General features: G+C 37.9%; 16 protein-coding genes, 2 tRNA genes and 3 rRNA genes. 9 read left to right on the top strand and 12 right to left on the bottom strand.

Features of this window, described 5'->3' with window-relative positions; genetic code table 11:
* Positions 1–22: 22 nt before the first annotated feature.
* The 5 genes from ISP08_RS04385 to tsaE form a co-directional block, all read right to left on the bottom strand.
* On the bottom strand, positions 23–445 hold the full coding sequence (locus ISP08_RS04385; RefSeq protein WP_048793306.1) for a VOC family protein: 423 nt from the start codon (positions 443–445) through the stop codon (positions 23–25).
* A 100-nt stretch (positions 446–545) separates the two neighbouring features.
* Entirely contained in the window at positions 546–1574 is a 1029-nt protein-coding gene (gene tsaD / locus ISP08_RS04380; protein ID WP_195719504.1) for a tRNA (adenosine(37)-N6)-threonylcarbamoyltransferase complex transferase subunit TsaD, read from the bottom strand.
* A complete protein-coding gene (gene rimI, locus ISP08_RS04375) occupies positions 1567–1992 on the bottom strand; it encodes a ribosomal protein S18-alanine N-acetyltransferase (RefSeq protein ID WP_411847794.1) in 426 nt (141 codons plus the stop codon). The genes tsaD and rimI overlap by 8 nt, the downstream gene beginning before the upstream one ends.
* Positions 1993–2003: 11 nt before the next feature.
* Positions 2004–2666: a tRNA (adenosine(37)-N6)-threonylcarbamoyltransferase complex dimerization subunit type 1 TsaB gene (gene tsaB / locus ISP08_RS04370; RefSeq protein WP_195719505.1), complete on the bottom strand. Its 663-nt coding sequence runs from the start codon at positions 2664–2666 to the stop codon at positions 2004–2006.
* Positions 2647–3108, bottom strand: a complete 462-nt coding sequence (gene tsaE, locus ISP08_RS04365; protein WP_195719506.1) for a tRNA (adenosine(37)-N6)-threonylcarbamoyltransferase complex ATPase subunit type 1 TsaE — start codon at positions 3106–3108, stop codon at positions 2647–2649. The genes tsaB and tsaE overlap by 20 nt, the downstream gene beginning before the upstream one ends.
* A 478-nt stretch (positions 3109–3586) precedes the next feature.
* On the opposite strand from tsaE, the gene ilvD reads away from it, so the two are divergent.
* The 9 genes from ilvD to ilvA all read left to right on the top strand — a co-directional run bounded on the left by ilvD (position 3587) and on the right by ilvA (position 14577).
* A complete protein-coding gene (gene ilvD / locus ISP08_RS04360; protein ID WP_195719507.1) occupies positions 3587–5275 on the top strand; it encodes a dihydroxy-acid dehydratase in 1689 nt (562 codons plus the stop codon).
* A gap of 13 nt (positions 5276–5288) precedes the next feature.
* Entirely contained in the window at positions 5289–7070 is a 1782-nt protein-coding gene (gene ilvB / locus ISP08_RS04355) for a biosynthetic-type acetolactate synthase large subunit (RefSeq protein ID WP_195719508.1), read from the top strand.
* Positions 7070–7543 carry an acetolactate synthase small subunit gene (gene ilvN, locus ISP08_RS04350; protein WP_048793313.1) on the top strand — a complete coding sequence of 158 codons (474 nt, stop codon included), beginning with the start codon at positions 7070–7072 and terminating at the stop codon, positions 7541–7543. The genes ilvB and ilvN overlap by 1 nt, the downstream gene beginning before the upstream one ends.
* A gap of 50 nt (positions 7544–7593) precedes the next feature.
* The gene (ilvC, locus tag ISP08_RS04345; RefSeq protein WP_195719509.1) at positions 7594–8598 is read left to right on the top strand and encodes a ketol-acid reductoisomerase; all 1005 of its coding nucleotides are present in this window, start codon (positions 7594–7596) and stop codon (positions 8596–8598) included.
* Between the two features lie 142 nt (positions 8599–8740).
* Positions 8741–10276 (top strand): 2-isopropylmalate synthase, encoded by a 1536-nt coding sequence (locus ISP08_RS04340; RefSeq protein ID WP_048793315.1) that lies wholly within the window; start codon positions 8741–8743, stop codon positions 10274–10276.
* Positions 10273–11313, top strand: coding sequence for a 3-isopropylmalate dehydrogenase (gene leuB / locus ISP08_RS04335; protein WP_195719510.1), 1041 nt, complete (start codon positions 10273–10275; stop codon positions 11311–11313). The genes ISP08_RS04340 and leuB overlap by 4 nt, the downstream gene beginning before the upstream one ends.
* Positions 11314–11328: 15 nt before the next feature.
* Positions 11329–12699: a 3-isopropylmalate dehydratase large subunit gene (gene leuC / locus ISP08_RS04330; protein ID WP_048793317.1), complete on the top strand. Its 1371-nt coding sequence runs from the start codon at positions 11329–11331 to the stop codon at positions 12697–12699.
* 1 nt (position 12700) lies between these two features.
* Positions 12701–13279: a 3-isopropylmalate dehydratase small subunit gene (leuD, locus tag ISP08_RS04325; RefSeq protein WP_048793318.1), complete on the top strand. Its 579-nt coding sequence runs from the start codon at positions 12701–12703 to the stop codon at positions 13277–13279.
* A 29-nt stretch (positions 13280–13308) separates the two neighbouring features.
* Entirely contained in the window at positions 13309–14577 is a 1269-nt protein-coding gene (gene ilvA, locus ISP08_RS04320; protein WP_195719511.1) for a threonine ammonia-lyase IlvA, read from the top strand.
* A 975-nt stretch (positions 14578–15552) separates the two neighbouring features.
* Here the strand turns inward: ilvA and rrf are convergent.
* The 7 genes from rrf to ISP08_RS04285 form a co-directional block, all read right to left on the bottom strand.
* A 5S ribosomal RNA gene (gene rrf, locus ISP08_RS04315) occupies positions 15553–15667 on the bottom strand.
* Positions 15668–15742: 75 nt separating this feature from the next.
* Positions 15743–18665 (bottom strand): 23S ribosomal RNA (locus ISP08_RS04310).
* Between the two features lie 322 nt (positions 18666–18987).
* Positions 18988–20539, bottom strand: a 16S ribosomal RNA gene (locus ISP08_RS04305).
* Together the 16S, 23S and 5S rRNA genes with 2 tRNA genes alongside form the textbook arrangement of a ribosomal RNA operon.
* Positions 20540–20679: 140 nt before the next feature.
* Positions 20680–20753 (bottom strand) — tRNA-Gly (locus tag ISP08_RS04300).
* A gap of 23 nt (positions 20754–20776) precedes the next feature.
* A tRNA-Leu gene (locus ISP08_RS04295) sits at positions 20777–20859 on the bottom strand.
* A gap of 290 nt (positions 20860–21149) precedes the next feature.
* Complete coding sequence (locus ISP08_RS04290; protein WP_195719514.1) at positions 21150–21605, bottom strand: SprT family protein; 456 nt, start codon at positions 21603–21605, stop codon at positions 21150–21152.
* Positions 21595–23745, bottom strand: coding sequence for a Tex family protein (locus ISP08_RS04285; protein ID WP_195719515.1), 2151 nt, complete (start codon positions 23743–23745; stop codon positions 21595–21597). Before ISP08_RS04285 ends, ISP08_RS04290 begins: the two co-directional genes overlap by 11 nt.
* Between the last annotated feature and the right edge of the window lie 146 nt (positions 23746–23891).

Below are 23891 nucleotides of genomic sequence, written 5' to 3'. Positions count from 1 at the left end.
ATTACTTCATTTAAAACTTAATTTATTCTGCGTTAATCATCCAAGTGACACCAAACGGATCATTAAAAAGACCGTATAATGGGGACCATTCTGTTTTATCTAGTGGCATTGTCGCCACACAACCACCTTCAACAGCTTTATTGAAGAATGCAATTGCTTTTTCACGTTCTTCTTCATTGTTGTAATCAAAATTAAACACTACGATTGCTCCACTGTTATCGATTTTTTTATTTTTCATTGTATCGCTACAGTAAAATGTTTCTCCTAAAATTTCAAAAGCGGCATTCATTGTAAAATCAGCATCCACTTGATACTCTTCCGGTAAATCCCTAAACATTTCGTGGTCTCCACCTACACGGTTAATGTTTGTTGCGCCTAAATGTTTCTCATAAAAATTTAATGCGGCTAAGCTATTTTGAAAATTAAAATATTGTACTGCTTTCATTGAATGTTATCTCCTTCCAAAAATAATCTAACTAAATATCACTAGTCATATGAATACCCTTTTTTCCAGAAAAAATTGCCATTCATGTTGATTATTTTTATTAGACTTCATCAACAAAATATTCTAAATCTAAACCACTATCACCATTTAAATCCATATTTGCTCTGACGTTATTTAAATATAAATAATGGGCAGCTGCACCAATCATCGCACCATTATCAGTACATAATTTAGCTGAAGGGATAGCTAAATGAATATTGTTAGCTTCACATGCTTGAGTAAGTTCATTACGTAAACCACTATTGCTAGCTACGCCACCTGCTACGATTAATTCATTAACGTCATAAGCTTCACATGCTTGTATTGCTTTTCCTACTAATACTTCCACTACACTATTTTGGAAACTTGTAGCTACATCAGCATCTACAATTGTTTGATTTTTTTGTCGTTGATTATGCAACACGTTAATTACTGCACTTTTTAATCCACTAAAACTGAAATCGTAACTCTCTTTTTCTAACCACACTCGTGGAAAGTTATACGTATCATTACCCGTACTGGCTAAACGATCTATTTGTGGACCACCAGGATAATTTAAACCTAGCGTACGTGCTACTTTATCGTAGGCTTCACCTACCGCATCATCTCTAGTTTCTCCGATAATTTCAAAACTTAAATGGTCTTTCATATAAATAAGTTCAGTATGACCACCTGAAACGATAAGTGCAATTAATGGAAAATTCATACCATCTTCTAAATTATTAGCATAGATATGGCCTGCAATGTGATGTACAGGTATCAATGGCTTATCGTAAGCAAAAGCTAAAGCTTTAGCAGCATTAATACCTACTAATAACGCCCCTATTAACCCAGGTCCTTGAGTAACTGCTACAGCATCGATATCTTCCATAGTTACTTGTGCTTCATTTAATGCATTATCAATTGTGGTTGTAATGCCTTCCACATGATGTCTACTTGCCACCTCAGGTACGACACCGCCAAATCTTTTATGACTTTCTATTTGGCTTAAAACAATGTTACTTTTAATTTTTGTGCCATTTTCTATCACACTGACGCTCGTTTCATCACAACTTGATTCAACAGCTAAAATTAATGTTTCGTTAGTCATTTAAATTCACCCACATCACTAATGCATCCTCGCCTTCTCCATAATAATTTTTACGTTTGCCGCCATATTGGAAACCTAAATTTTGATACACATGTTGCGCCACATAATTATCTACGCGTACTTCTAAACTTAATGCTTCACACTTTTCTTGTACATAATCAATAACATATTTAAGTAGTAATTGCCCTAAACCATACCCACGATATTGTTCATCTATAGCAATAGTAGTAATTTGAGCATTATCTAATACAATCCACAGTCCGACATAGCCAACAATTTGTTCGTCATATTCTATAACAAAATAAAATGCGAAATCATTTTGTTCAACTTCGTGGTAAAACGTATCTATTGTCCATGAACTACTATCAAAACTCTTCCGCTCAATATCAAACACTTGCGGTACATCCGCTTTATCCATTAACCGAATGTTTAATTGTTGTTCTGTTTCGCTAACCAATTGCGTTCAGCCTCTGAAATCTTTAAGTAATTTGGAACAAATTCATGGATATTCACGGGTTTAGATATTAAAGCTTTCATGGCATGGGCTTGTGGTAAGTTTGGTAAACAATCACTATCTAATAAATGCGCTATTTTTTCAGTGTCTGTACCTACAAAGACATAGGGGCGACTATCAGCATGTAAGAATGACAATAAATCTTCTATTGTAATATATTGGTCTGACATGACCGTTTCAAAGTCCCCATTTTTATTTTGATATACGCCGGCATACACTGCTTCTCGTCGCGCATCAAAAACAGGTATAATTAACTGATCTTGCTGTGATACGGTCGCTGCCAGAGCTGCTAATGATGAGACACCGTATAATGAAGTATTTAAAGCATATGCTAAAGTTTTAGCTACTGTAACGCCTATCCTTAATCCAGTATAAGATCCTGGCCCCTCTGCCACTATAATTGAATCAATATCTTGCTTAGTCAAATTAGCTTCTTCTAATACAGCAACGATTGCAGGCATTAATTGTACGGAATGATTAACTTTTTTATCGTTATTAATTTCGGCCAAAACCGTATCATTGTCCATAATAGCTACAGATAGTGGTTGGTTAGATGTATCAATCAAAAGATAGTTCACGTTCAACCGCCTCCTTTATTTCAGTATAATGTGTACCTTTTGCTTCAATAGTAATTGTTCGTTCATCAGTGCTTTCAGATTGAATATTTATAGTTAATGTATGAGTAGGAAGATAATCAGCTATATATTGACTCCATTCAATAACAATAACTGCATTATCTTCAAAGTACTCTTCAAACCCTAAGTCCTCATCAGATTCTTCTAATCTATAACAATCCATATGATGAAACTTTAAATGCTTCCCATTATACGACTTAATAATGTTAAAGGTTGGAGAGTTTATATTTCTTTTAACGCCTAACGCTTTACCAATAAATTGACTTAACGTCGTCTTACCCGCACCTAAATCGCCATTTAATAAAATGACATCTCCAGCGCCTAAATATTGAGTTAAACATTGGCCAAATGCTTCCATGTCTTTTAAGTTATTTATTCTTATCATGTCTCTACTCCTAGTATTATAGTTGCACGCTTCTTTTAATAATTATTTAGTTCATATAATAGTATCTTTTATAATTAACTACTACATTTTAACAAATTTTTCTCTATAATACTTTATTACTGACTAAGTTCTTATTTTAAAAAAATTGTAAGAATTGAAAGAAAATTGTCAACAATCATTGACACCGCTTATAACTTGTAGTAAATTAAATTTATCAAATTTTTAGATAATTCAAACAAATGATATAAAAAACCATTCTTGAGGAAAGGAGCATAATAAAATGACTTATAATACAACAGTAAATCAACCAACAACAACAAATATTTTAGTCATTTTATTATGCTTATAGGACTGGAACTTTAGTATAGCAACTACTAAAAGTTTAAGTCCTATTTCTAGTTGAATGGGACTTGTAAGACGTCCCAATAAAAATATTGGGACGTCTTTTTATTTTCATTTTTTTATGGGGGAATTCACATTGAGAAGCGATATGATAAAAAAAGGAGATCAACAGGCGCCAGCCCGAAGTCTTTTACATGCCACCGGGGCATTAGAAAAACCAACAGATATGAACAAACCTTTTGTAGCAATTTGTAACTCTTATATAGACATCGTCCCTGGACATGTTCATCTAAGAGAACTTGCCGATATTGCAAAAGAAGCTATTAGAGAAGCAGGTGCTATACCTTTCGAATTCAATACGATTGGTGTTGATGATGGTATAGCAATGGGTCATATAGGAATGAGATATTCATTACCTTCAAGAGAAATCATCGCAGATGCTGCTGAAACAGTAATCAATGCACATTGGTTCGATGGCGTATTTTATATTCCAAACTGTGACAAAATCACACCAGGCATGTTACTCGCATCTGTTAGAACGAACGTACCTGCAGTCTTTTGTTCTGGTGGACCAATGAAAGCAGGATTATCATCAGAAGGTAAAGCACTTACCCTATCATCAATGTTCGAAGCTGTTGGCGCATTTAAAGACGGTTCAATTTCTAAAGAAGAATTTTTAGATATGGAACAAAATGCATGTCCAACATGCGGATCTTGTTCAGGCATGTTTACAGCAAATTCTATGAACTGTTTGATGGAAGTATTAGGATTAGCTCTCCCATATAATGGCACAGCATTAGCTGTCAGTGATCAACGTAGAGAGATGATTAGAGAAGCAGCATTTAGATTAGTTGATAACATAAAAAATGATATTAAACCAAAAGACATTGTGACGAAAGAAGCTATTGATGATGCATTTGCTTTAGACATGGCAATGGGTGGTTCTACAAATACAGTATTACACACGCTAGCAATTGCGAACGAAGCGGGTATTGATTACGACTTAACTCGCATCAATGAAATAGCTAAAAAGACACCTTACCTATCAAAAATTGCACCAAGTTCTTCATATTCAATGCACGATGTACATGAAGCAGGTGGTGTCCCAGCAATCATTAATGAACTTTTCAAAAAAGAAGGCACTTTACATCCAGATCGTATTACAGTTACAGGTAAGACTTTACGAGAAAACAACGAAGGCAAAGAAATTACTAATGCAGATGTTATTAGACATTTAGATAATCCATACGATAAACAAGGTGGACTTTCTATTCTTTACGGTAACTTAGCCCCTAAGGGTGCTGTAATTAAGGTCGGAGGCGTTGATCCTTCAATCAAAGTATTTAAAGGTAAAGCTATTTGTTTCAATTCACATGATGAAGCAGTTGAAGCTATCGATAACCACACTGTTCGTGAAGGTCACGTTGTAGTTATTAGATATGAAGGTCCTAAAGGTGGCCCTGGCATGCCAGAAATGTTAGCCCCTACTTCTTCTATTGTAGGTAGAGGATTAGGTAAAGATGTTGCCCTTATCACAGATGGACGTTTCTCAGGCGCTACACGTGGTATTGCAGTAGGACACATCTCTCCAGAGGCAGCATCGGGAGGTCCAATTGGATTAATCAGAGATGGCGATGACATCACGATAAACTTAACTAATCGTACATTAGAGGCTGATGTACCAACAGAAACATTAGAAGCAAGAAAACAAGAATTAAATCCATTCAAAGCAAAAGTGAAAACTGGTTACCTTGCAAGATATACAGCATTAGTTACAAGTGCCAATACAGGTGGCATCATGCAAGTACCTGAAAATCTCATTTAAGGAGTGAAGTAAAATGGCTAAACAAGCAGAAACGATTTACCAAGAGCAAACTGAAACTTTGGAACAAATCGAACCTAATGAAGCTTATGAACAAACTGAACTAGAAACTGAAACTATTAATGAAATGAAAACTGGTTCTGAATTGCTAGTTGACTCACTTGCACATGAAAATGTAGATTTTATATTTGGCTATCCAGGTGGTGCTGTTTTACCACTATATGACACACTTTATGATGGTAAAATCAAACACATTTTAGCAAGACATGAACAAGGCGCAACACACGCTGCAGAAGGTTATGCGCGTGTTTCTGGCAAACCAGGTGTCGTAGTAGTAACTAGTGGTCCTGGAGCGACAAACGCTATTACAGGCATTGCCGACGCATATAGTGATTCATTGCCTTTAGTAGTAATTACTGGTCAAGTTGCAACACCAGGAATTGGTAAAGACGCATTCCAAGAAGCAGACTTACTATCTATGACGACGCCAATTACGAAGCACAATTATCAAGTAAAAAATGTAAGTGATATTCCAACGATTATTCATGAAGCTTTTCATATCGCAAATACTGGTAGAAAAGGACCTGTAGTTATCGACTTTCCTAAAGATATGGGTATTTTATCAACGAATGCTGAACTATCTGAGGATTTGGATTTACCTGGCTATTCCATACCAAACGAACCAAAATTAGACGATATTCAAAAACTGCGTGATTACTTAAAAACAGCACGCAAACCAGTTGTATTAGCTGGTGCGGGTATCAATCACGCAAAAGCAAATGAAACATTTACCGAATTTGTTAATCGTCATCAATTGCCTGTTGTTACTACACTATTAGGTTTAGGTGCGATTCCATACGAACACCCCCTATTTTTAGGTATGGGCGGTATGCATGGTTCATACGCAAGTAACATGGCATTAACTGATTGTGATTTACTTATCAACTTTGGTAGTAGATTCGATGACAGATTAGCGAGTAACCCTGATGAATTTGCACCTAATGCCAAAATCGTTCACGTAGATATCGATCCTTCAGAAATCAATAAAATTATTGATACTGATTTAGGTATCGTCGCAGATTGCAAAGCAGTATTAGAAGCATTATTAGCATTCGATAGTTATTCAATTAGACATGATGACTGGTTAGAGAATTGCAATAACAATAAAGCAACTCATCCTTTCAAATATGGTGTAGAAGAAGATAATTTTTCTAAACCACAACGTACGATTGAACACATTGGACAAATCACTGAAGGAGATGCAATCGTTACTACAGACGTTGGACAACACCAAATGTGGGTAGCTCAATATTATCCGTTTAAAACACATGGTCAATTAGTTACAAGCGGTGGTTTAGGTACAATGGGCTTCGGTATTCCTTCAGCAATTGGTGCAAAATTAGCTAGACCTGATAAAACAGTCGTTGCATTTGTTGGTGACGGTGGTTTCCAAATGACTAACCAAGAACTAGCAATCTTAGGAGAATATGGTTTAGACATTAAAGTTGTACTCATAAATAATGGTACTTTAGGTATGGTTAAACAATGGCAAGATAAATTCTTTAAACAAAGATTTTCACATTCTGTATTTAACGATCAACCGGACTTTATTAAATTAGGCGAAGCATATGGCGTAAAAGGTTATATGATTGACGACCCAAGTAAATTAGAACAACAATTAGACGAAGCCTTCGCACATGATGGTCCAGCTTTAATTGAAGTTAGAATTTCACCAGTTGAAGCTGTTACACCAATGGTCCCTTCTGGCAAACCAAATCACGAAATGGAGGGCTTATAATGAGAAGAACTTTTCGTACAAAAGTGAGAGACAAAGCTGGTACATTAAATCGTTTAACAAGTATCTTTGTCAGGAGACAATTTAACATTGTTACCTTGTCTGCCACGCCAACCGTTGAAGAAGGCATTTCTGATATTACTTTCGTGGCAGAAGTACCTGACAGTGACGTATTAAGAAATTTAATTACCCAGCTTGAAAAGCAAATTAATATTATCAGTGTTGAAGATATTACAGATACTAATACTTATAATAGAGAATTAGTACTCGTAAAATTACGCACACCTGACAACAACGAACAATTACAAAAGCTAATCCAACCATATGATGCGCTAGTATCTATTTTGAAGGATGAAGAGCAATTTACTTATCTTCAAGCTTCTGGTCCACAATACACGATGGACAATTTAATAGATGATCTATCATCATACAACATTGAACAAATAGCAAGAACAGGTTCAGCGGGCATTATTTAATTTGTCTGAATATTAAGAATTTAATTTCACAAAACATGGAGGATTTTATTATGACAACAGTTTATTATGATCAATCAGTAACAAAAGATGCATTACAAGGAAAGAAAATTGCAGTTATCGGTTATGGTTCTCAAGGCCATGCACATGCTCAAAACTTAAAAGATAATGGTTACGATGTAATCATCGGAATCCGCCCAGGTAAGTCTTTCAATAAAGCAAAAGATGATGGCTTTGAAGTATATCCAGTGGACGAAGCAGCAAAACAAGCTGATGTAATCATGATTCTATTGCCTGATGAAATTCAAGGTAGTGTTTATCAAGAAGAAATCGAACCAAACTTAGAAGATAATAATGCATTAGTATTTGCACATGGTTTCAACATTCACTTTAATGTTATCCAACCACCTTCAACAGTAGATGTATTCTTAATCGCACCAAAAGGTCCAGGACATTTAGTACGTCGTACATTTACAGAAGGCAGCGCAGTCCCTTCCCTATTCGCAGTTGAACAAGATGCAAGCGGTGAAGCAAGAGACCTAGCATTAAGTTATGCAAAAGGAATCGGCTCAACGCGTGCTGGTGTTATTGAAACATCATTTGCTGAAGAAACTGAAACTGACCTATTCGGTGAACAAACAGTATTATGTGGGGGCGTAACAAAATTAATCCAATCTGGTTTCGAAACATTAGTTGAAGCAGGTTACCAACCAGAAATCGCTTATTTCGAAGTACTACATGAAATGAAATTAATCGTAGATCTTATGTACGAAGGCGGTATGGAAAACATGCGTTACTCAATTTCTAATACAGCAGAATTTGGTGACTATGTATCAGGACCACGTGTTATCACACCAGATGTTAAAGACAACATGAAAGCTGTATTAAAAGATATTCAGAATGGTAACTTTAGTGATCGTTTCATTAAAGACAGTGAAAACAACTTTAATGAATTCCATAAATTACGTGAAGAACAACATGGTCATCAAATCGAAGCAGTTGGTCGTGACCTAAGAGAAATGATGCCATTTATTAAATCTAAAAGTATTGAAAGATAATAAAGTATGACTTTAGTCGTTTCGTAACTTCATAATGACAATCACTGTACTCATCAAAGTATTGGTGATTCGTCATCAGTTACGAACAAATAATACTAAAGAAATCTTTACGGGTAAATTATATAGTTAGGAGATGTTTAAAATGAGTAGCCATATTCAAATTTTTGATACAACACTAAGAGACGGGGAACAAACACCAGGAGTCAACTTTTCTTTCGAAGAGAGACTAAAAATAGCTCAACAACTTGAAAAATGGGGAGTAGATATAATAGAAGCAGGCTTCCCCGCTTCCAGTACAGGAAGTTTTAAATCAGTAGAAGCCATCGCTAAAACATTAACAACTACAGCCGTATGTGGCTTAGCCCGTTGTGTAAAATCAGATATCGATGCAGTTTATGAAGCAACTAAAGAAGCTGCAATCCCTAGAATTCACGTCTTTGTAGCCACAAGCCCAATCCATCGTGATTCTAAATTAAAAATGTCGCAAGATGAAGTGCTTGAATCTATTAAAGAACATGTTGCGTACGCTAAACAATATTTTGAAGTAGTCCAATTTTCACCAGAAGATGCAACACGAACAGAACCAGATTTCTTATTAAAAGCGATACAAACAGCTGTAGATGCTGGTGCAAGTGTTATCAATATACCAGATACTGTTGGTTTCAGTTATCCAACTGAATATGGCAAAATTTTTAAAACAGTACTCGAAACTATAGAAAGTGACCATGAAGTAATTTATAGCGCACATTGTCATGATGACTTAGGATTAGCGGTTGCCAATAGTATGGCAGCAATCGAAAATGGTGCTAAACGTATCGAAGGTACTTTAAATGGTATTGGAGAACGTGCAGGTAATACGGCACTTGAAGAAGTTGTCCTTGGCCTTTACGTTCGCCAAGATCATTATCAAAACCAATCAAAAATCAATTTAGCTGAAACAAAACAAACTGCTGATTTAATTGCACGTTATGCAGGTATTCGAGTCCCTAAAAACAAAGCAATCGTCGGACAAAATGCTTTCAGTCATGAGTCAGGTATTCACCAAGACGGTGTACTTAAAAACCCTGAAACGTATGAAATCATGACACCACAACTTGTAGGTGTTAAAACTACAGAATTACCTTTAGGAAAACTATCAGGTAAACATGCATTTGCAGAGAAACTTACTGCGTTAGGCTATGATTTAGAACCTGAACAGCAAAAAGTACTATTCAAACAATTTAAAGAAATTGCAGATAAGAAAAAAGCAGTAACAGATAGAGATATACATGCATTAATTCAAGGTTCTTATCATGAACAAAGTGCAAGTTACCAAGTAGATACTTTGCAATTACAGTTCGTATCTAATGGACTACAAAGTGCAGTAGTAGTAATTAAAGACAAAGACGGTAATACGTATCAAGATTCTAGTATAGGTACAGGATCAATCGTTGCTGTATATAATGCAGTTGACCGTATTTTCGATAGAGAAACTGAACTATTAGACTATACAATTGATTCCGTTACTGAAGGTTCTGACGCTCAAGCAGAAGTACACGTTCAACTTAAAATTGGCGATCAAATTGTCACAGGTGTAGGTATCGACCATGACATCTTACTTGCTTCTTGTAAATCATATGTAGAAGCTCAAGCCAAATATGTAAATGAATCAACTGAGAAAGAAGGCATAAAGTCATGAGTTATAACATAGTTTCATTACCTGGAGATGGTATAGGACCTGAAATTATGAGTGGTTCATTAGACATCTTAGAACAATTAAGTAAAAAATTTAACTTCGATTACAATGTTGAAGAACATGATTTCGGTGGTATCGCTATCGATAATCATGGTACACCATTACCAGATGACACATTAACGGCTTGCCAAAATGCCGATGCTATACTTTTAGGTTCAGTTGGTGGACCAAAATGGACTGACCCAAATAATAGACCTGAACAAGGCCTATTAGGTATTAGAAAGACATTAGGCCTATTTGCAAATATTAGACCTACAACCGTAACTGAAGGTACAAGTCATTTGTCCCCTATTAAAGAATCAAGAGTAACGGGTACAGATTTTGTGATTGTTCGTGAGTTAACTGGTGGTATTTATTTCGGTGAGCCAAAACATTGGAATCAAGATCAAGCTTTAGATTCATTAACATATACTAAACCTGAGATTGAACGTATCGCACACGTTGCTTTTAAACTAGCACAAAAACGCAACAAAAAACTAACATCAGTAGATAAAGAGAACGTTTTATCATCTAGTAAATTATGGCGCCAAGTTATTAATAATGTAGCAAAAGAATATCCAGATGTTGAAGTAAATCACCTACTTGTTGATGCTTGCGCAATGCATTTAATTACGAATCCAACTCAATTCGACGTTATTGTAACTGAAAATCTATTTGGAGATATTTTAAGTGATGAAGCTTCTGTAATGCCAGGTTCTCTAGGTTTATCACCATCAGCTAGTTTTAGCGAACAAGGTACGAGACTTTATGAACCTATACACGGTTCAGCTCCTGACATTGCAAATCAAAACAAAGCAAATCCATTTGGTATGTTACTCTCGGTAGCGATGTGCCTGAGAGAAAGTTTTGGAGAAGAACAGGCTGCATCACATTTAGAACAAACAGTTTACCAACTCATTAAAGATGGCAAGACGACAAGTGACCTTGGAGGTCAATGTACGACAACAGAAGTCTTTCAATTTGTGAAAGAAAATATATAAAGGAGGAGATGTCATATGGGTAAAACACTATTCGATAAAGTTTGGAACAAACATGTTTTGACTGGGAAAGAAGGTTCTCCACAGTTATTATACATTGATTTACATTTAATTCATGAAGTTACATCTCCTCAAGCATTTGAAGGACTTAGACTTCAAAATAGACAACTTAGAAGACCTGATTTAACTTATGCAACGTTAGATCATAATGTGCCTACCGTTGATATTTTTAATATTAAGGATGAAATTGCAAATAAACAAATCACAACTTTGCAAGAAAATGCTAAAGCATTCGGCGTTCATATTTTTGATATGGGGTCTGATGAACAAGGTATTGTCCACATGGTTGGACCAGAAACTGGTTTAACTCAGCCAGGCAAAACAATTGTATGTGGTGATTCACATACTGCTACACATGGCGCTTTTGGTGCCATTGCCTTTGGTATTGGTACGAGTGAAGTTGAACATGTATTTGCAACACAAACATTGTGGCAAACTAAACCTAAAAATCTTAAGATTGACGTTAAAGGAAAACTACCAACTGGCGTCTACGCAAAAGATATCATTCTCTATCTTATTAACCAATATGGTGTAGATTTTGGTACAGGATACGCGCTAGAGTTTTCTGGAGAAACTATTCGTAACCTTTCTATGGAAGCACGTATGACAATTTGTAACATGGCAATTGAAGCAGGTGCAAAATACGGTATGATGCAACCTGATGAAACTACATTTGAATATGTAAAAGGTCGCCCATATGCTACAAATTATAAATATGATGTTGAGGAATGGCGTGAATTATATACGGATGACGACGCTCAATTTGATAAGGTTATTGAAATGGATGTAACTGATTTAGAACCTCAAGTTACTTGGGGTACGAATCCTGAAATGGGTGTTAGTTTTAACACACCTTTCCCTGAGATTAAAAATGTTAATGATGAACGCGCATATGACTATATGGGTCTACAACCAGGTCAAAAGGCAGAAGATATTGAATTAGGCTATGTATTCCTAGGTTCTTGTACAAATGCTAGACTTTCTGACTTAGTCGAAGCAAGTCATATTGTAAAAGGAAATAAAGTACACCCTAATATTACTGCAATCGTCGTTCCAGGTTCAAGAACTGTAAAAATCGAAGCTGAAAAGTTAGGTATCGATAAGATATTTAAAGAAGCGGGCTTTGATTGGAGAGAGCCAGGTTGTTCAATGTGCCTAGGCATGAACCCAGATCAAGTACCTAATGGTGTACATTGTGCATCTACAAGTAATAGAAACTTTGAAGGACGTCAAGGTAAAGGCGCACGTACACATCTCGTCTCTCCTGCAATGGCAGCTGCTGCCGCAATTAATGGTAAATTCGTAGATGTTAGAAAGGTGGTCGTTTAACATGGATGTAAAACCAATCACAACATATACTGGAAAAATAGTACCACTTTTCCACGATAATATTGATACTGACCAAATTATACCTAAAGTACATTTGAAAAGAATTTCTAAGACTGGCTTCGGCCCTTTCGCATTTGATGAATGGCGCTATTTAGATGATGGTTCCGATAATCCAGACTTCAATCCTAATAAACCTGAATATGAAGGCGCATCAATACTTATAACTGGCGACAATTTTGGTTGTGGTTCTAGTAGAGAACACGCAGCGTGGGCAATTAAAGATTATGGCTTTGATATTATAATCGCAGGTAGTTATAGTGATATTTTCTACATGAATTGTACTAAAAATGGTATGTTACCTATTTCTTTAGATGAAGATGCTAGAAAACATTTGGCTTCATACTCAGAAATAACAGTAGATTTACCTAATCAAACCGTATCAACTCCTGAGAAATCTTTCCATTTCGATATTGATGCTACTTGGAAAAACAAACTTGTAAATGGTTTAGATGATATAGCAGTAACGCTGCAATATGAAGATGAAATTGCAGCTTATGAAAATGCAAAAGCATTCCAATAAAGAAATTCAAAAGTAAAGGTGTGAAATTTATGACAGTTAAAACTACAGTGTCATCCAAAGATATAGATGAGGCTTTCTTAAATTTAAAAGATGTTGCAAAAGAAACACCCCTACAAAAAGACCATTATCTATCTCATAAATATGATTGCAACGTTTATTTAAAACGTGAAGATCTTCAGTGGGTACGTTCATTTAAACTTAGAGGTGCTTATAATGCAATTGTCGCTGTAAATGAGAAAGATCGACAAAACGGTATAACTTGTGCCAGCGCAGGCAATCACGCACAAGGCGTCGCATACACAGCGAGTAAATTAAATTTAACTGCGGTAATCTTTATGCCTGTTACAACCCCACTTCAAAAAATAAACCAAGTTAAATTCTTTGGTGGCAGTAATGTTGAAGTTGTTTTAACAGGCGATACATTTGATGAATGTTTAAAAGAAGCACTCACATATACGCAAGATTACGCAATGAATTTCATTGACCCTTTCAATAATATTTATACTATTGCAGGACAAGGTACGTTAGCCAAAGAAATTATTGAACAATCTAAAGAAGAAAATGTTCATTTTGACTACTTATTTGCTGCTATCGGTGGCGGCGGTCTTATTTCAGGTGTAGGCACTTATTTCAAAGACCATTCGAAGGATACATCAATTGTAGGTGTTGAACCAGCTGGTGCAAGTAGCATGTATGAATCAGTCGTTGTTAATAATAAAATTGTTACATTAGAAAATATCGAAAAATTCGTTGATGGTGCATCTGTCGCACGAGTCGGTGAAATCACCTATGATATTGCTCGAAAAGTTGTAGATGACTATGTACAAGTAGATGAAGGTGCCGTTTGTTCTACAATATTAGATATGTATTCTAAACAAGCTATTATTGCAGAACCTGCTGGTGCATTGAGTGTATCTGCATTAGAACAATATAAATCTAAAATTAAAGGTAAGAATGTTGTTTGTATCGTCAGTGGCGGAAATAATGATATTAACAGAATGAAAGAAATTGAAGAGCGTTCATTATTATTCGAAGAAATGAAACATTACTTCATCTTAAACTTCCCACAAAGACCCGGCGCTTTACGAGAATTTGTAAACGACGTACTTGGACCAAAAGATGATATCACTAAATTCGAATATCTAAAAAAATCATCTCAAAATACTGGTACAGTTATTATCGGTATTCAACTGAACAACCATAGCGACTTGGATAATTTAAAAGCCAATGTTACTGAATTTGATCCATCCAATATTTACATTAATGAAAACAAAATGCTTTATTCATTATTAATTTAATTAATTGGTTCTATATACTTTTGTATATAGAACCTTTTTGTGTTGTGAAAAGAATTTAAAATAGACACCATACCAAACCTTGCGGTCTGAAAATAATTCGAACAATATTTAAGAAGTTAAGCTCCTTTTTTAGACATAAAAAAGGGAGCCTTAGGTCTCTTGTATTGCCTGTCAACACCTAAAGTCCCACTCTTCTAGTTTAGTGGGACTTACACAGGTGTTATTCACCTGTGTTCCTCTATTAGCAGAATGTAAATTTGCTACATCCACTAATTACTTCCTTTTAATTTCCATTTCATGGACCTTACGGTTTTGAAATATTTTTAAACATTATTTAAGAAAATAAGCTTCTTTTAGGCAACGTCCTACTCTAGCAGAATGTAAATCTGCTACCATCGGCGCTAAGAAGCTTTTTTGGCTTGAGGCAAACGCTCGCATCTTTCCTCACTTGCACCCGTCGCTAACTTGCTTACCTGCTCGTAAGCGCGTAGCGCGACGACTTGAGTTCGTCAGCTTCAAACGTTTTCTCTGCGCCAAAGGTTTTAATGCTTTATTTTTAATTTATAAATACAGACCTTGCGGTCTTGAAGTGTTTTACACATTAATTAAGAAGTTAAGCTCCTTTTTTAGACATAAAAAAAAGAGACCTTTAGGTCTCTTGGTTGCCTGGCAACGTCCTACTCTAGCAGAATGTAAATCTGCTACCATCGGCGCTAAGAAGCTTTTTTGGCTTGAGGCAAACGCTCGCATCTTTCCTCACTTGCACCCGTCGCTAACTTGCTTACCTGCTCGTAAGCGCGTAGCGCGACGACTTGAGTTCGTCAGCTTCAAACGTTTTCTCTGCGCCAAAGGTTTTAATGCTTTATTTTTAATTTATAAAAACAGACCTTGCGGTCTTAAAGTGTTTTACATATTAATTAAGAAGTTAAGCTCCTTTTTTAGACATAAAAAAAGAGACCCTTAGGTCTCTTGATTGCCTGGCAACGTCCTACTCTAGCAGAATGTAAATCCAACTACCATCGGCGCTAAGGAGCTTAACTTCTGTGTTCGGCATGGGAACAGGTGTGACCTCCTTGCCATTGTCACCAGACAATGATGTATAAAAGTTATACATTCAAAACTAGATAGTAAGTAAATATCATTTTACCAATCAAAACATTTAAAATTGATTAAGTCTTCGATCGATTAGTATTCGTCAGCTCCACATGTCGCCATGCTTCCACCTCGAACCTATTAACCTCATCATCTTTGAGGGATCTTATAACCGAAGTTGGGAAATCTCATCTTGAGGGGGGCTTCATGCTTAGATGCTTTCAGCACTTATCCCGTCCATACATAGCTACCCAGCGATGCCGTTGGCACGACAACTGGTACACCAGAGGTATGTCCATCCCGGTCCTCTCGTACTAAGGACAGCTCCTCTCAAATTTCCTACGCCCACGACGGATAGGGACCGAACTGTCTCACGACGTTCTGAACCCAGCTCGCGTACCGCTTTAATGGGCGAACAGCCCAACCCTTGGGACCGACTACAGCCCCAGGATGCGATGAGCCGACATCGAGGTGCCAAACCTCCCCGTCGATGTGAACTCTTGGGGGAGATAAGCCTGTTATCCCCGGGGTAGCTTTTATCCGTTGAGCGATGGCCCTTCCATGCGGAACCACCGGATCACTAAGTCCGTCTTTCGACCCTGCTCGACTTGTAAGTCTCGCAGTCAAGCTCCCTTATGCCTTTACACTCTGTGAATGATTTCCAACCATTCTGAGGGAACCTTTGAGCGCCTCCGTTACTCTTTAGGAGGCGACCGCCCCAGTCAAACTGCCCATCTGACACTGTCTCCCACCATGATTAATGGTGCGGGTTAGAAATCCAACACAGCGAGGGTAGTATCCCACCAACGCCTCCACGTAAACTAGCGTTCACGCTTCTAAGGCTCCTACCTATCCTGTACAAACTGTGCCGAATTTCAATATCAGACTGCAGTAAAGCTCCACGGGGTCTTTCCGTCCTGTCGCGGGTAACCTGCATCTTCACAGGTACTATGATTTCACCGAGTCTCTCGTTGAGACAGTGCCCAAATCGTTACGCCTTTCGTGCGGGTCGGAACTTACCCGACAAGGAATTTCGCTACCTTAGGACCGTTATAGTTACGGCCGCCGTTTACTGGGGCTTCGATTCGTAGCTTCGCAGAAGCTAACCACTCCTCTTAACCTTCCAGCACCGGGCAGGCGTCAGCCCCTATACATCACCTTACGGTTTAGCAGAGACCTGTGTTTTTGATAAACAGTCGCTTGGGCCTATTCACTGCGGCTCTCCCGGGCGTTAACCCTAGAGAGCACCCCTTCTCCCGAAGTTACGGGGTCATTTTGCCGAGTTCCTTAACGAGAGTTCGCTCGCTCACCTTAGAATTCTCATCTTGACTACCTGTGTCGGTTTGCGGTACGGGCACCTAATATTCTAGCTAGAGGCTTTTCTTGGCAGTGTGAAATCAACGACTCGAGGAAACAATTTCCTCTCCCCATCACAGCTTGACCTTATGAGTGCCGGATTTGCCTAACACTCAGTCTTACTGCTTGGACGTGCACTCCAACAGCACGCTTCGCCTATCCTACTGCGTCCCCCCATCGCTTAAAACGAATTTAGGTGGTACAGGAATATCAACCTGTTATCCATCGCCTACGCCTATCGGCCTCAGCTTAGGTCCCGACTAACCCAGAGCGGACGAGCCTTCCTCTGGAAACCTTAGTCAATCGGTGGACGGGATTCTCACCCGTCTTTCGCTACTCACACCGGCATTCTCACTTCTAAGCGCTCCACATGTCCTTGCGATCATGCTTCAACGCCCTTAGAACGCTCTCCTACCATTGTCCTACGGACAATCCACAGCTTCGGTAATATGTTTAGCCCCGGTACATTTTCGGCGCAGTGTCACTCGACTAGTGAGCTATTACGCACTCTTTAAATGATGGCTGCTTCTAAGCCAACATCCTAGTTGTCTGGGCAACGCCACATCCTTTTCCACTTAACATATATTTTGGGACCTTAGCTGGTGGTCTGGGCTGTTTCCCTTTCGAACACGGACCTTATCACCCATGTTCTGACTCCCAAGTTAAATTGATTGGCATTCGGAGTTTGTCTGAATTCGGTAACCCGAGAAGGGCCCCTCGTCCAAACAGTGCTCTACCTCCAATAATCATCACTTGAGGCTAGCCCTAAAGCTATTTCGGAGAGAACCAGCTATCTCCAGGTTCGATTGGAATTTCTCCGCTACCCACAACTCATCCGCTCACTTTTCAACGTAAGTCGGTTCGGTCCTCCATTCAGTGTTACCTGAACTTCAACCTGGTCATGGGTAGATCACCTGGTTTCGGGTCTACGACCAAATACTCAACGCCCTATTCAGACTCGCTTTCGCTACGGCTCCACATTTCCTGCTTAACCTTGCATCAAATCGTAACTCGCCGGTTCATTCTACAAAAGGCACGCCATCACCCATTAACGGGCTCTGACTACTTGTAAGCACACGGTTTCAAGTTCTCTTTCACTCCCCTTCCGGGGTACTTTTCACCTTTCCCTCACGGTACTGGTTCACTATCGGTCACTAGAGAGTATTTAGCCTTGGGAGATGGTCCTCCCAGATTCCGACGGAATTTCACGTGCTCCGTCGTACTCAGGATCCACTCAAGAGGGTTATCGTTTTCGACTACAGGATTATTACCTTCTTTGATGTATCTTTCCAGATACTTCGTCTAACAATAACTTTTGTAACTCCGTATAGAGTGTCCTACAACCCCAACAAGCAAGCTTGTTGGTTTGGGCTGTTCCCGTTTCGCTCGCCGCTACTCAGGGAATCGATTTTTCTTTCTCTTCCTCCGGGTACTAAGATGTTTCAGTTCTCCGGGTATGCCTTCAAACATGCTATGTATTCACATGTTGATAACACGACATGACTCGTGCTGGGTTTCCCCATTCGGAAATCTCTGGATCAACGCTTACTTACAGCTCCCCAAAGCATATCGTCGTTAGTAACGTCCTTCTTCGGCTTCTAGTGCCAAGGCATCCACCGTGCGCCCTTAATAACTTAATCTTTTTGTTTCTAAGTCAAACGCTCGCATTAACTGACAAACGTTTTCTTTTGAAAACATCTATCAAATGCAATGTCTAACTCAAAACCCAAAATGTTATTAATCTGTGAGTGTTCTTTCGAACACTAGCGATTATTTTAGTTTGAATTCAAGCTTTTTAAAACTCTAATTCACTCGGTTTTGCTTGGTAAAATCTATATTTTACTTACTTATCTAGTTTTCAATGTACAATCTTTGAATACTCTATGAGCATTCAAAACTGAATACAATATGTCTACGTTATTCCTTTCATCTTCGTAGAAGATGTTCCGAATATATCCTTAGAAAGGAGGTGATCCAGCCGCACCTTCCGATACGGCTACCTTGTTACGACTTCACCCCAATCATTTGTCCCACCTTCGACGGCTAGCTCCATAATGGTTACTCCACCGGCTTCGGGTGTTACAAACTCTCGTGGTGTGACGGGCGGTGTGTACAAGACCCGGGAACGTATTCACCGTAGCATGCTGATCTACGATTACTAGCGATTCCAGCTTCATGTAGTCGAGTTGCAGACTACAATCCGAACTGAGAACAACTTTATGGGATTTGCATGACCTCGCGGTTTAGCTGCCCTTTGTATTGTCCATTGTAGCACGTGTGTAGCCCAAATCATAAGGGGCATGATGATTTGACGTCATCCCCACCTTCCTCCGGTTTGTCACCGGCAGTCAACTTAGAGTGCCCAACTTAATGATGGCAACTAAGCTTAAGGGTTGCGCTCGTTGCGGGACTTAACCCAACATCTCACGACACGAGCTGACGACAACCATGCACCACCTGTCACTTTGTCCCCCGAAGGGGAAAACTCTGTCTCCAGAGTGGTCAAAGGATGTCAAGATTTGGTAAGGTTCTTCGCGTTGCTTCGAATTAAACCACATGCTCCACCGCTTGTGCGGGTCCCCGTCAATTCCTTTGAGTTTCAACCTTGCGGTCGTACTCCCCAGGCGGAGTGCTTAATGCGTTAGCTGCAGCACTAAGGGGCGGAAACCCCCTAACACTTAGCACTCATCGTTTACGGCGTGGACTACCAGGGTATCTAATCCTGTTTGATCCCCACGCTTTCGCACATCAGCGTCAGTTACAGACCAGAAAGTCGCCTTCGCCACTGGTGTTCCTCCATATCTCTGCGCATTTCACCGCTACACATGGAATTCCACTTTCCTCTTCTGCACTCAAGTCTCCCAGTTTCCAATGACCCTCCACGGTTGAGCCGTGGGCTTTCACATCAGACTTAAGAAACCGCCTACGCGCGCTTTACGCCCAATAATTCCGGATAACGCTTGCCACCTACGTATTACCGCGGCTGCTGGCACGTAGTTAGCCGTGGCTTTCTGATTAGGTACCGTCAAGGTGCGCACAGTTACTTACGCACTTGTTCTTCCCTAATAACAGAGCTTTACGATCCGAAGACCTTCATCACTCACGCGGCGTTGCTCCGTCAGGCTTTCGCCCATTGCGGAAGATTCCCTACTGCTGCCTCCCGTAGGAGTCTGGACCGTGTCTCAGTTCCAGTGTGGCCGATCACCCTCTCAGGTCGGCTACGTATCGTTGCCTTGGTAAGCCGTTACCTTACCAACTAGCTAATACGGCGCGGGTCCATCTATAAGTGATAGCAAGGCCATCTTTCACTGTAGAACCATGCGGTTCTACATGTTATCCGGCATTAGCTTCGGTTTCCCGAAGTTATTCCAGTCTTATAGGTAGGTTACCCACGTGTTACTCACCCGTCCGCCGCTAACGTCAAAGGAGCAAGCTCCTTATCTGTTCGCTCGACTTGCATGTATTAGGCACGCCGCCAGCGTTCATCCTGAGCCAGGATCAAACTCTCCATAAAAAATTATGATGTTTGATTAGCTCATAAAATACTAATTGTGTGTTATCTCTAACACGTTTAAACCAACGATTATATCGTTGCGTTTGGAATTAACGTTGACATATTGCAATTCAGTTTTCAATGTTCATTATCTTTCTAAATGGAGCGGGTGATGGGAATCGAACCCACAACATCAGCTTGGAAGGCTGAGGTTTTGCCATTAAACTACACCCGCAATATAAAATTAAATGTTTTTGATGCGGTCGAGAGGACTTGAACCTCCACGGGATTTCTCCCACTAGGCCCTCAACCTAGCGCGTCTGCCATTCCGCCACGACCGCTTGGCAAAACGGAAGTTATCAATTTAGAACATTATTTATTATACTTTAATTAAATGTCTGTGTCAATAACTTTATCTGCTAAATTTTTATCAATGAATAATTCAACTCATTGTTTGATTCGCTGTTTTTTTCGACATTTGTTACTATACGACATTATTCCCTTCAGCGTCAATGGTTTTTATATATTTAATTAATAATATTTTTCTTTAAAATAACTATATTACACATTCAGGGATAAATTTATATATTATATTAAAAAAATCCACCCATTATAAGGTGGATTTAACTTTTTATTTTAATGTTTTTAACAACTTCAGTTTACCTTTACATAAACCACAAGCCATTTTTCTAGTGTTCACTTTTTTAATTCGCATAAATTGTTTACCGCATTTAGTACATTGATATAAATAATTTGCTCGTTCTTCATAACTTTTAGTTGGTGTGCAAAAACGCGGTGCATTTACGGAGGCACTTAAAAATTTAAAGTCTCTATCTCTATGTTTATAGCCCTTACCTTCTATATGCAAGTGATAGTGACATAATTCATGTTTAACAATGTCTTTAATGGCCTCTATACCAAATTGCTCATATTGCTTATAGTTTATTTCGATATTATGACTATCTAATAGATACCTTCCTCCGGTAGTTCTTAATCTATGATTAAAGTAGGACTTATGTTTAAAATTTTTATTAAAGTAAGTAGCTGATAGTTGTGTTACTAATGTTTGTAAATCATCATTGTTCATTTGGATCAACCATTGATAATGATACTTTTCCTTTATTTTCGTCTATACCGATAATCCAAACATCCACTATATCTCCTACACTTACAATGTCCATTGGATTTTTAACAAAACGTTTCGATAATTTAGATACATGTACTAAACCATCTTGTTTCACACCGATATCAACAAACGCACCAAAATCCACAACGTTTCTAACTGTTCCACTTAACTTCATACCAGTAGTTAAATCCTCAATAGATAATACATCAGATTTTAATATAGGTGTATCGAAGTTATCTCGTGGATCTCGATTAGGCGCTATTAATGATTTCACGATATCTTCTAATGTTGGTAAACCGACATCAAGTTTAGTTGCAAATTGTTGTTGGTCAATATCATTCAATTTTGCTTTTAATTCTTGAGACCCCAATTGCGAAGCATCAAAACCAATTTCATCTAAAAGTTTATATGTCACACCATAACTTTCTGGGTGAATTGACGTGTTGTCTAATGGTTCTTCCCCATTAGTAATACGCAAGAAACCAATACTTTGTTCAAATGTTTTGGCACCTAAGCGTTTAACTTTTGCTATTTCTTTATTGTGTTTGATTGATCCTTGTTCTTCTCTATATTTAATAATATTATCGGCAATCGTACTTGATAATCCTGAAACGTATTGTAATAAAGATTTGGAAGCAGTATTAACATCTACGCCAACTTGGTTAACTGCCTTTTCAACTACGAAAGTAAGCGCGCCTTCTAGTGCCTTTTGGTTTACATCATGTTGGTATTGTCCTACCCCAATAGATTTAGGATCGATTTTCACTAATTCGCTTAAAGGGTCTTGTACTCTACGTCCAATAGATACTGCACTTCTTTCTTCAACTTGAAAATCAGGAAACTCTGCACGTGCAATTTCTGATGCAGAATAAACAGAAGCCCCTGCTTCATTAACGATAATAAATTGTACATTCAAATTATGTTCTTGAATTAAATTAGCAGTAAATTGTTCAGTTTCTCTACTTGCTGTCCCATTACCAATTGCAATCAATTCAATATTATAATCATTGATAAACTGTAACATTGTAGTTTCCGCTTGTTTTGTTTTATTTACTGGCGGATGCGGGTAAATTACGCCTTTAGCTATAAATGTACCTAGTGGATTGATAACGGCTAATTTGCAACCTGTTCTAAATGCTGGGTCTACACCTAAAATTTGTTTCCCTTTTAATGGAGGTTGTAATAACAGATTATTTAAATTTTCACTGAACACATCTATAGCATGATTTTCTGCTTTTTCAGTTAAATCCCCTCTAATTTCACGTTCGATAGAAGGCATAATCAATCTTTTCAAACTATCTTGAACCGCTTCATTTATTAAATAATCTACTTCATTACTTTTCTTTACTTCTTGTTGGTAAATGAATTTTTGTAAATTAGCATTATCCATATCTAACTTTATTGTAAGAACTTTCTCTTTTTCACCGCGATTCATCGCTAATACTCTATGGTTAGCAATGCGTTTAACCGGTTCGCTGAAATCATAATACATTTCAAATATCGCTTTTTCATCTTCTGCATTTTTTCTTTTATGTGAAGTAATACTACCATTATGATATGTATCTTTTAAAATTTTACTGCGATATTTTGGGTTATCTGAAATTTGCTCTGCGATGATATCTTGTGCACCTTTTATGGCATCTTCAACTGAAGTAACTTCTTCAGTGATATATTGTTTAGCAATATTTTCTAAACTTTCTGCTGTCGGATGTTGTATCCACTTCGCTAAAGGTTCAAGACCTTTACGTTTTGCTTCTGTAGCACGCGTCTTTTTCTTTTGTTTAAAGGGTCTATATAAATCTTCAACTCTTTGTAATTTCGTTTGTTTTAAAATATCTTGCTTTAAATCATCAGTTAATAAACCTTGCTCGTCAATATTATGAATAACTTCTTCTTTTCTTTTTAGCAAATTGACCATGTATTGGTATTCGTCATCTATTTGCTTTATTTGAACTTCGTCTAATCCACCTGTTTGTTCTTTTCTATATCTTGCAATAAAAGGAACAGTATTTTTATCTTCTAACAGTTGTAAAACTGAAGTAATTTGTTTTGTTGTAAAATTAAATTTTTGCTGAATCGATTGAATTAAATTATTATCCATAATGTCCTCCGTCTAATGTCTATATCTTCGGTCTTTATTTTAACATATTCTATATATCTATTATATGTGCGTCACTTTAATTACAAAACACAAAAACTCCCTTCCATCATTTACATTCATAGTGCAAATTAGGAAAGGAGTTATAA

This window comes from Staphylococcus lloydii (genome assembly GCF_015775975.1).
In the GTDB taxonomy this organism is placed as follows: domain Bacteria; phylum Bacillota; class Bacilli; order Staphylococcales; family Staphylococcaceae; genus Staphylococcus; species Staphylococcus lloydii.
Note: the sequence above shows the minus strand (reverse complement) of the source record. Positions and strands in the feature narration are given on the sequence as shown.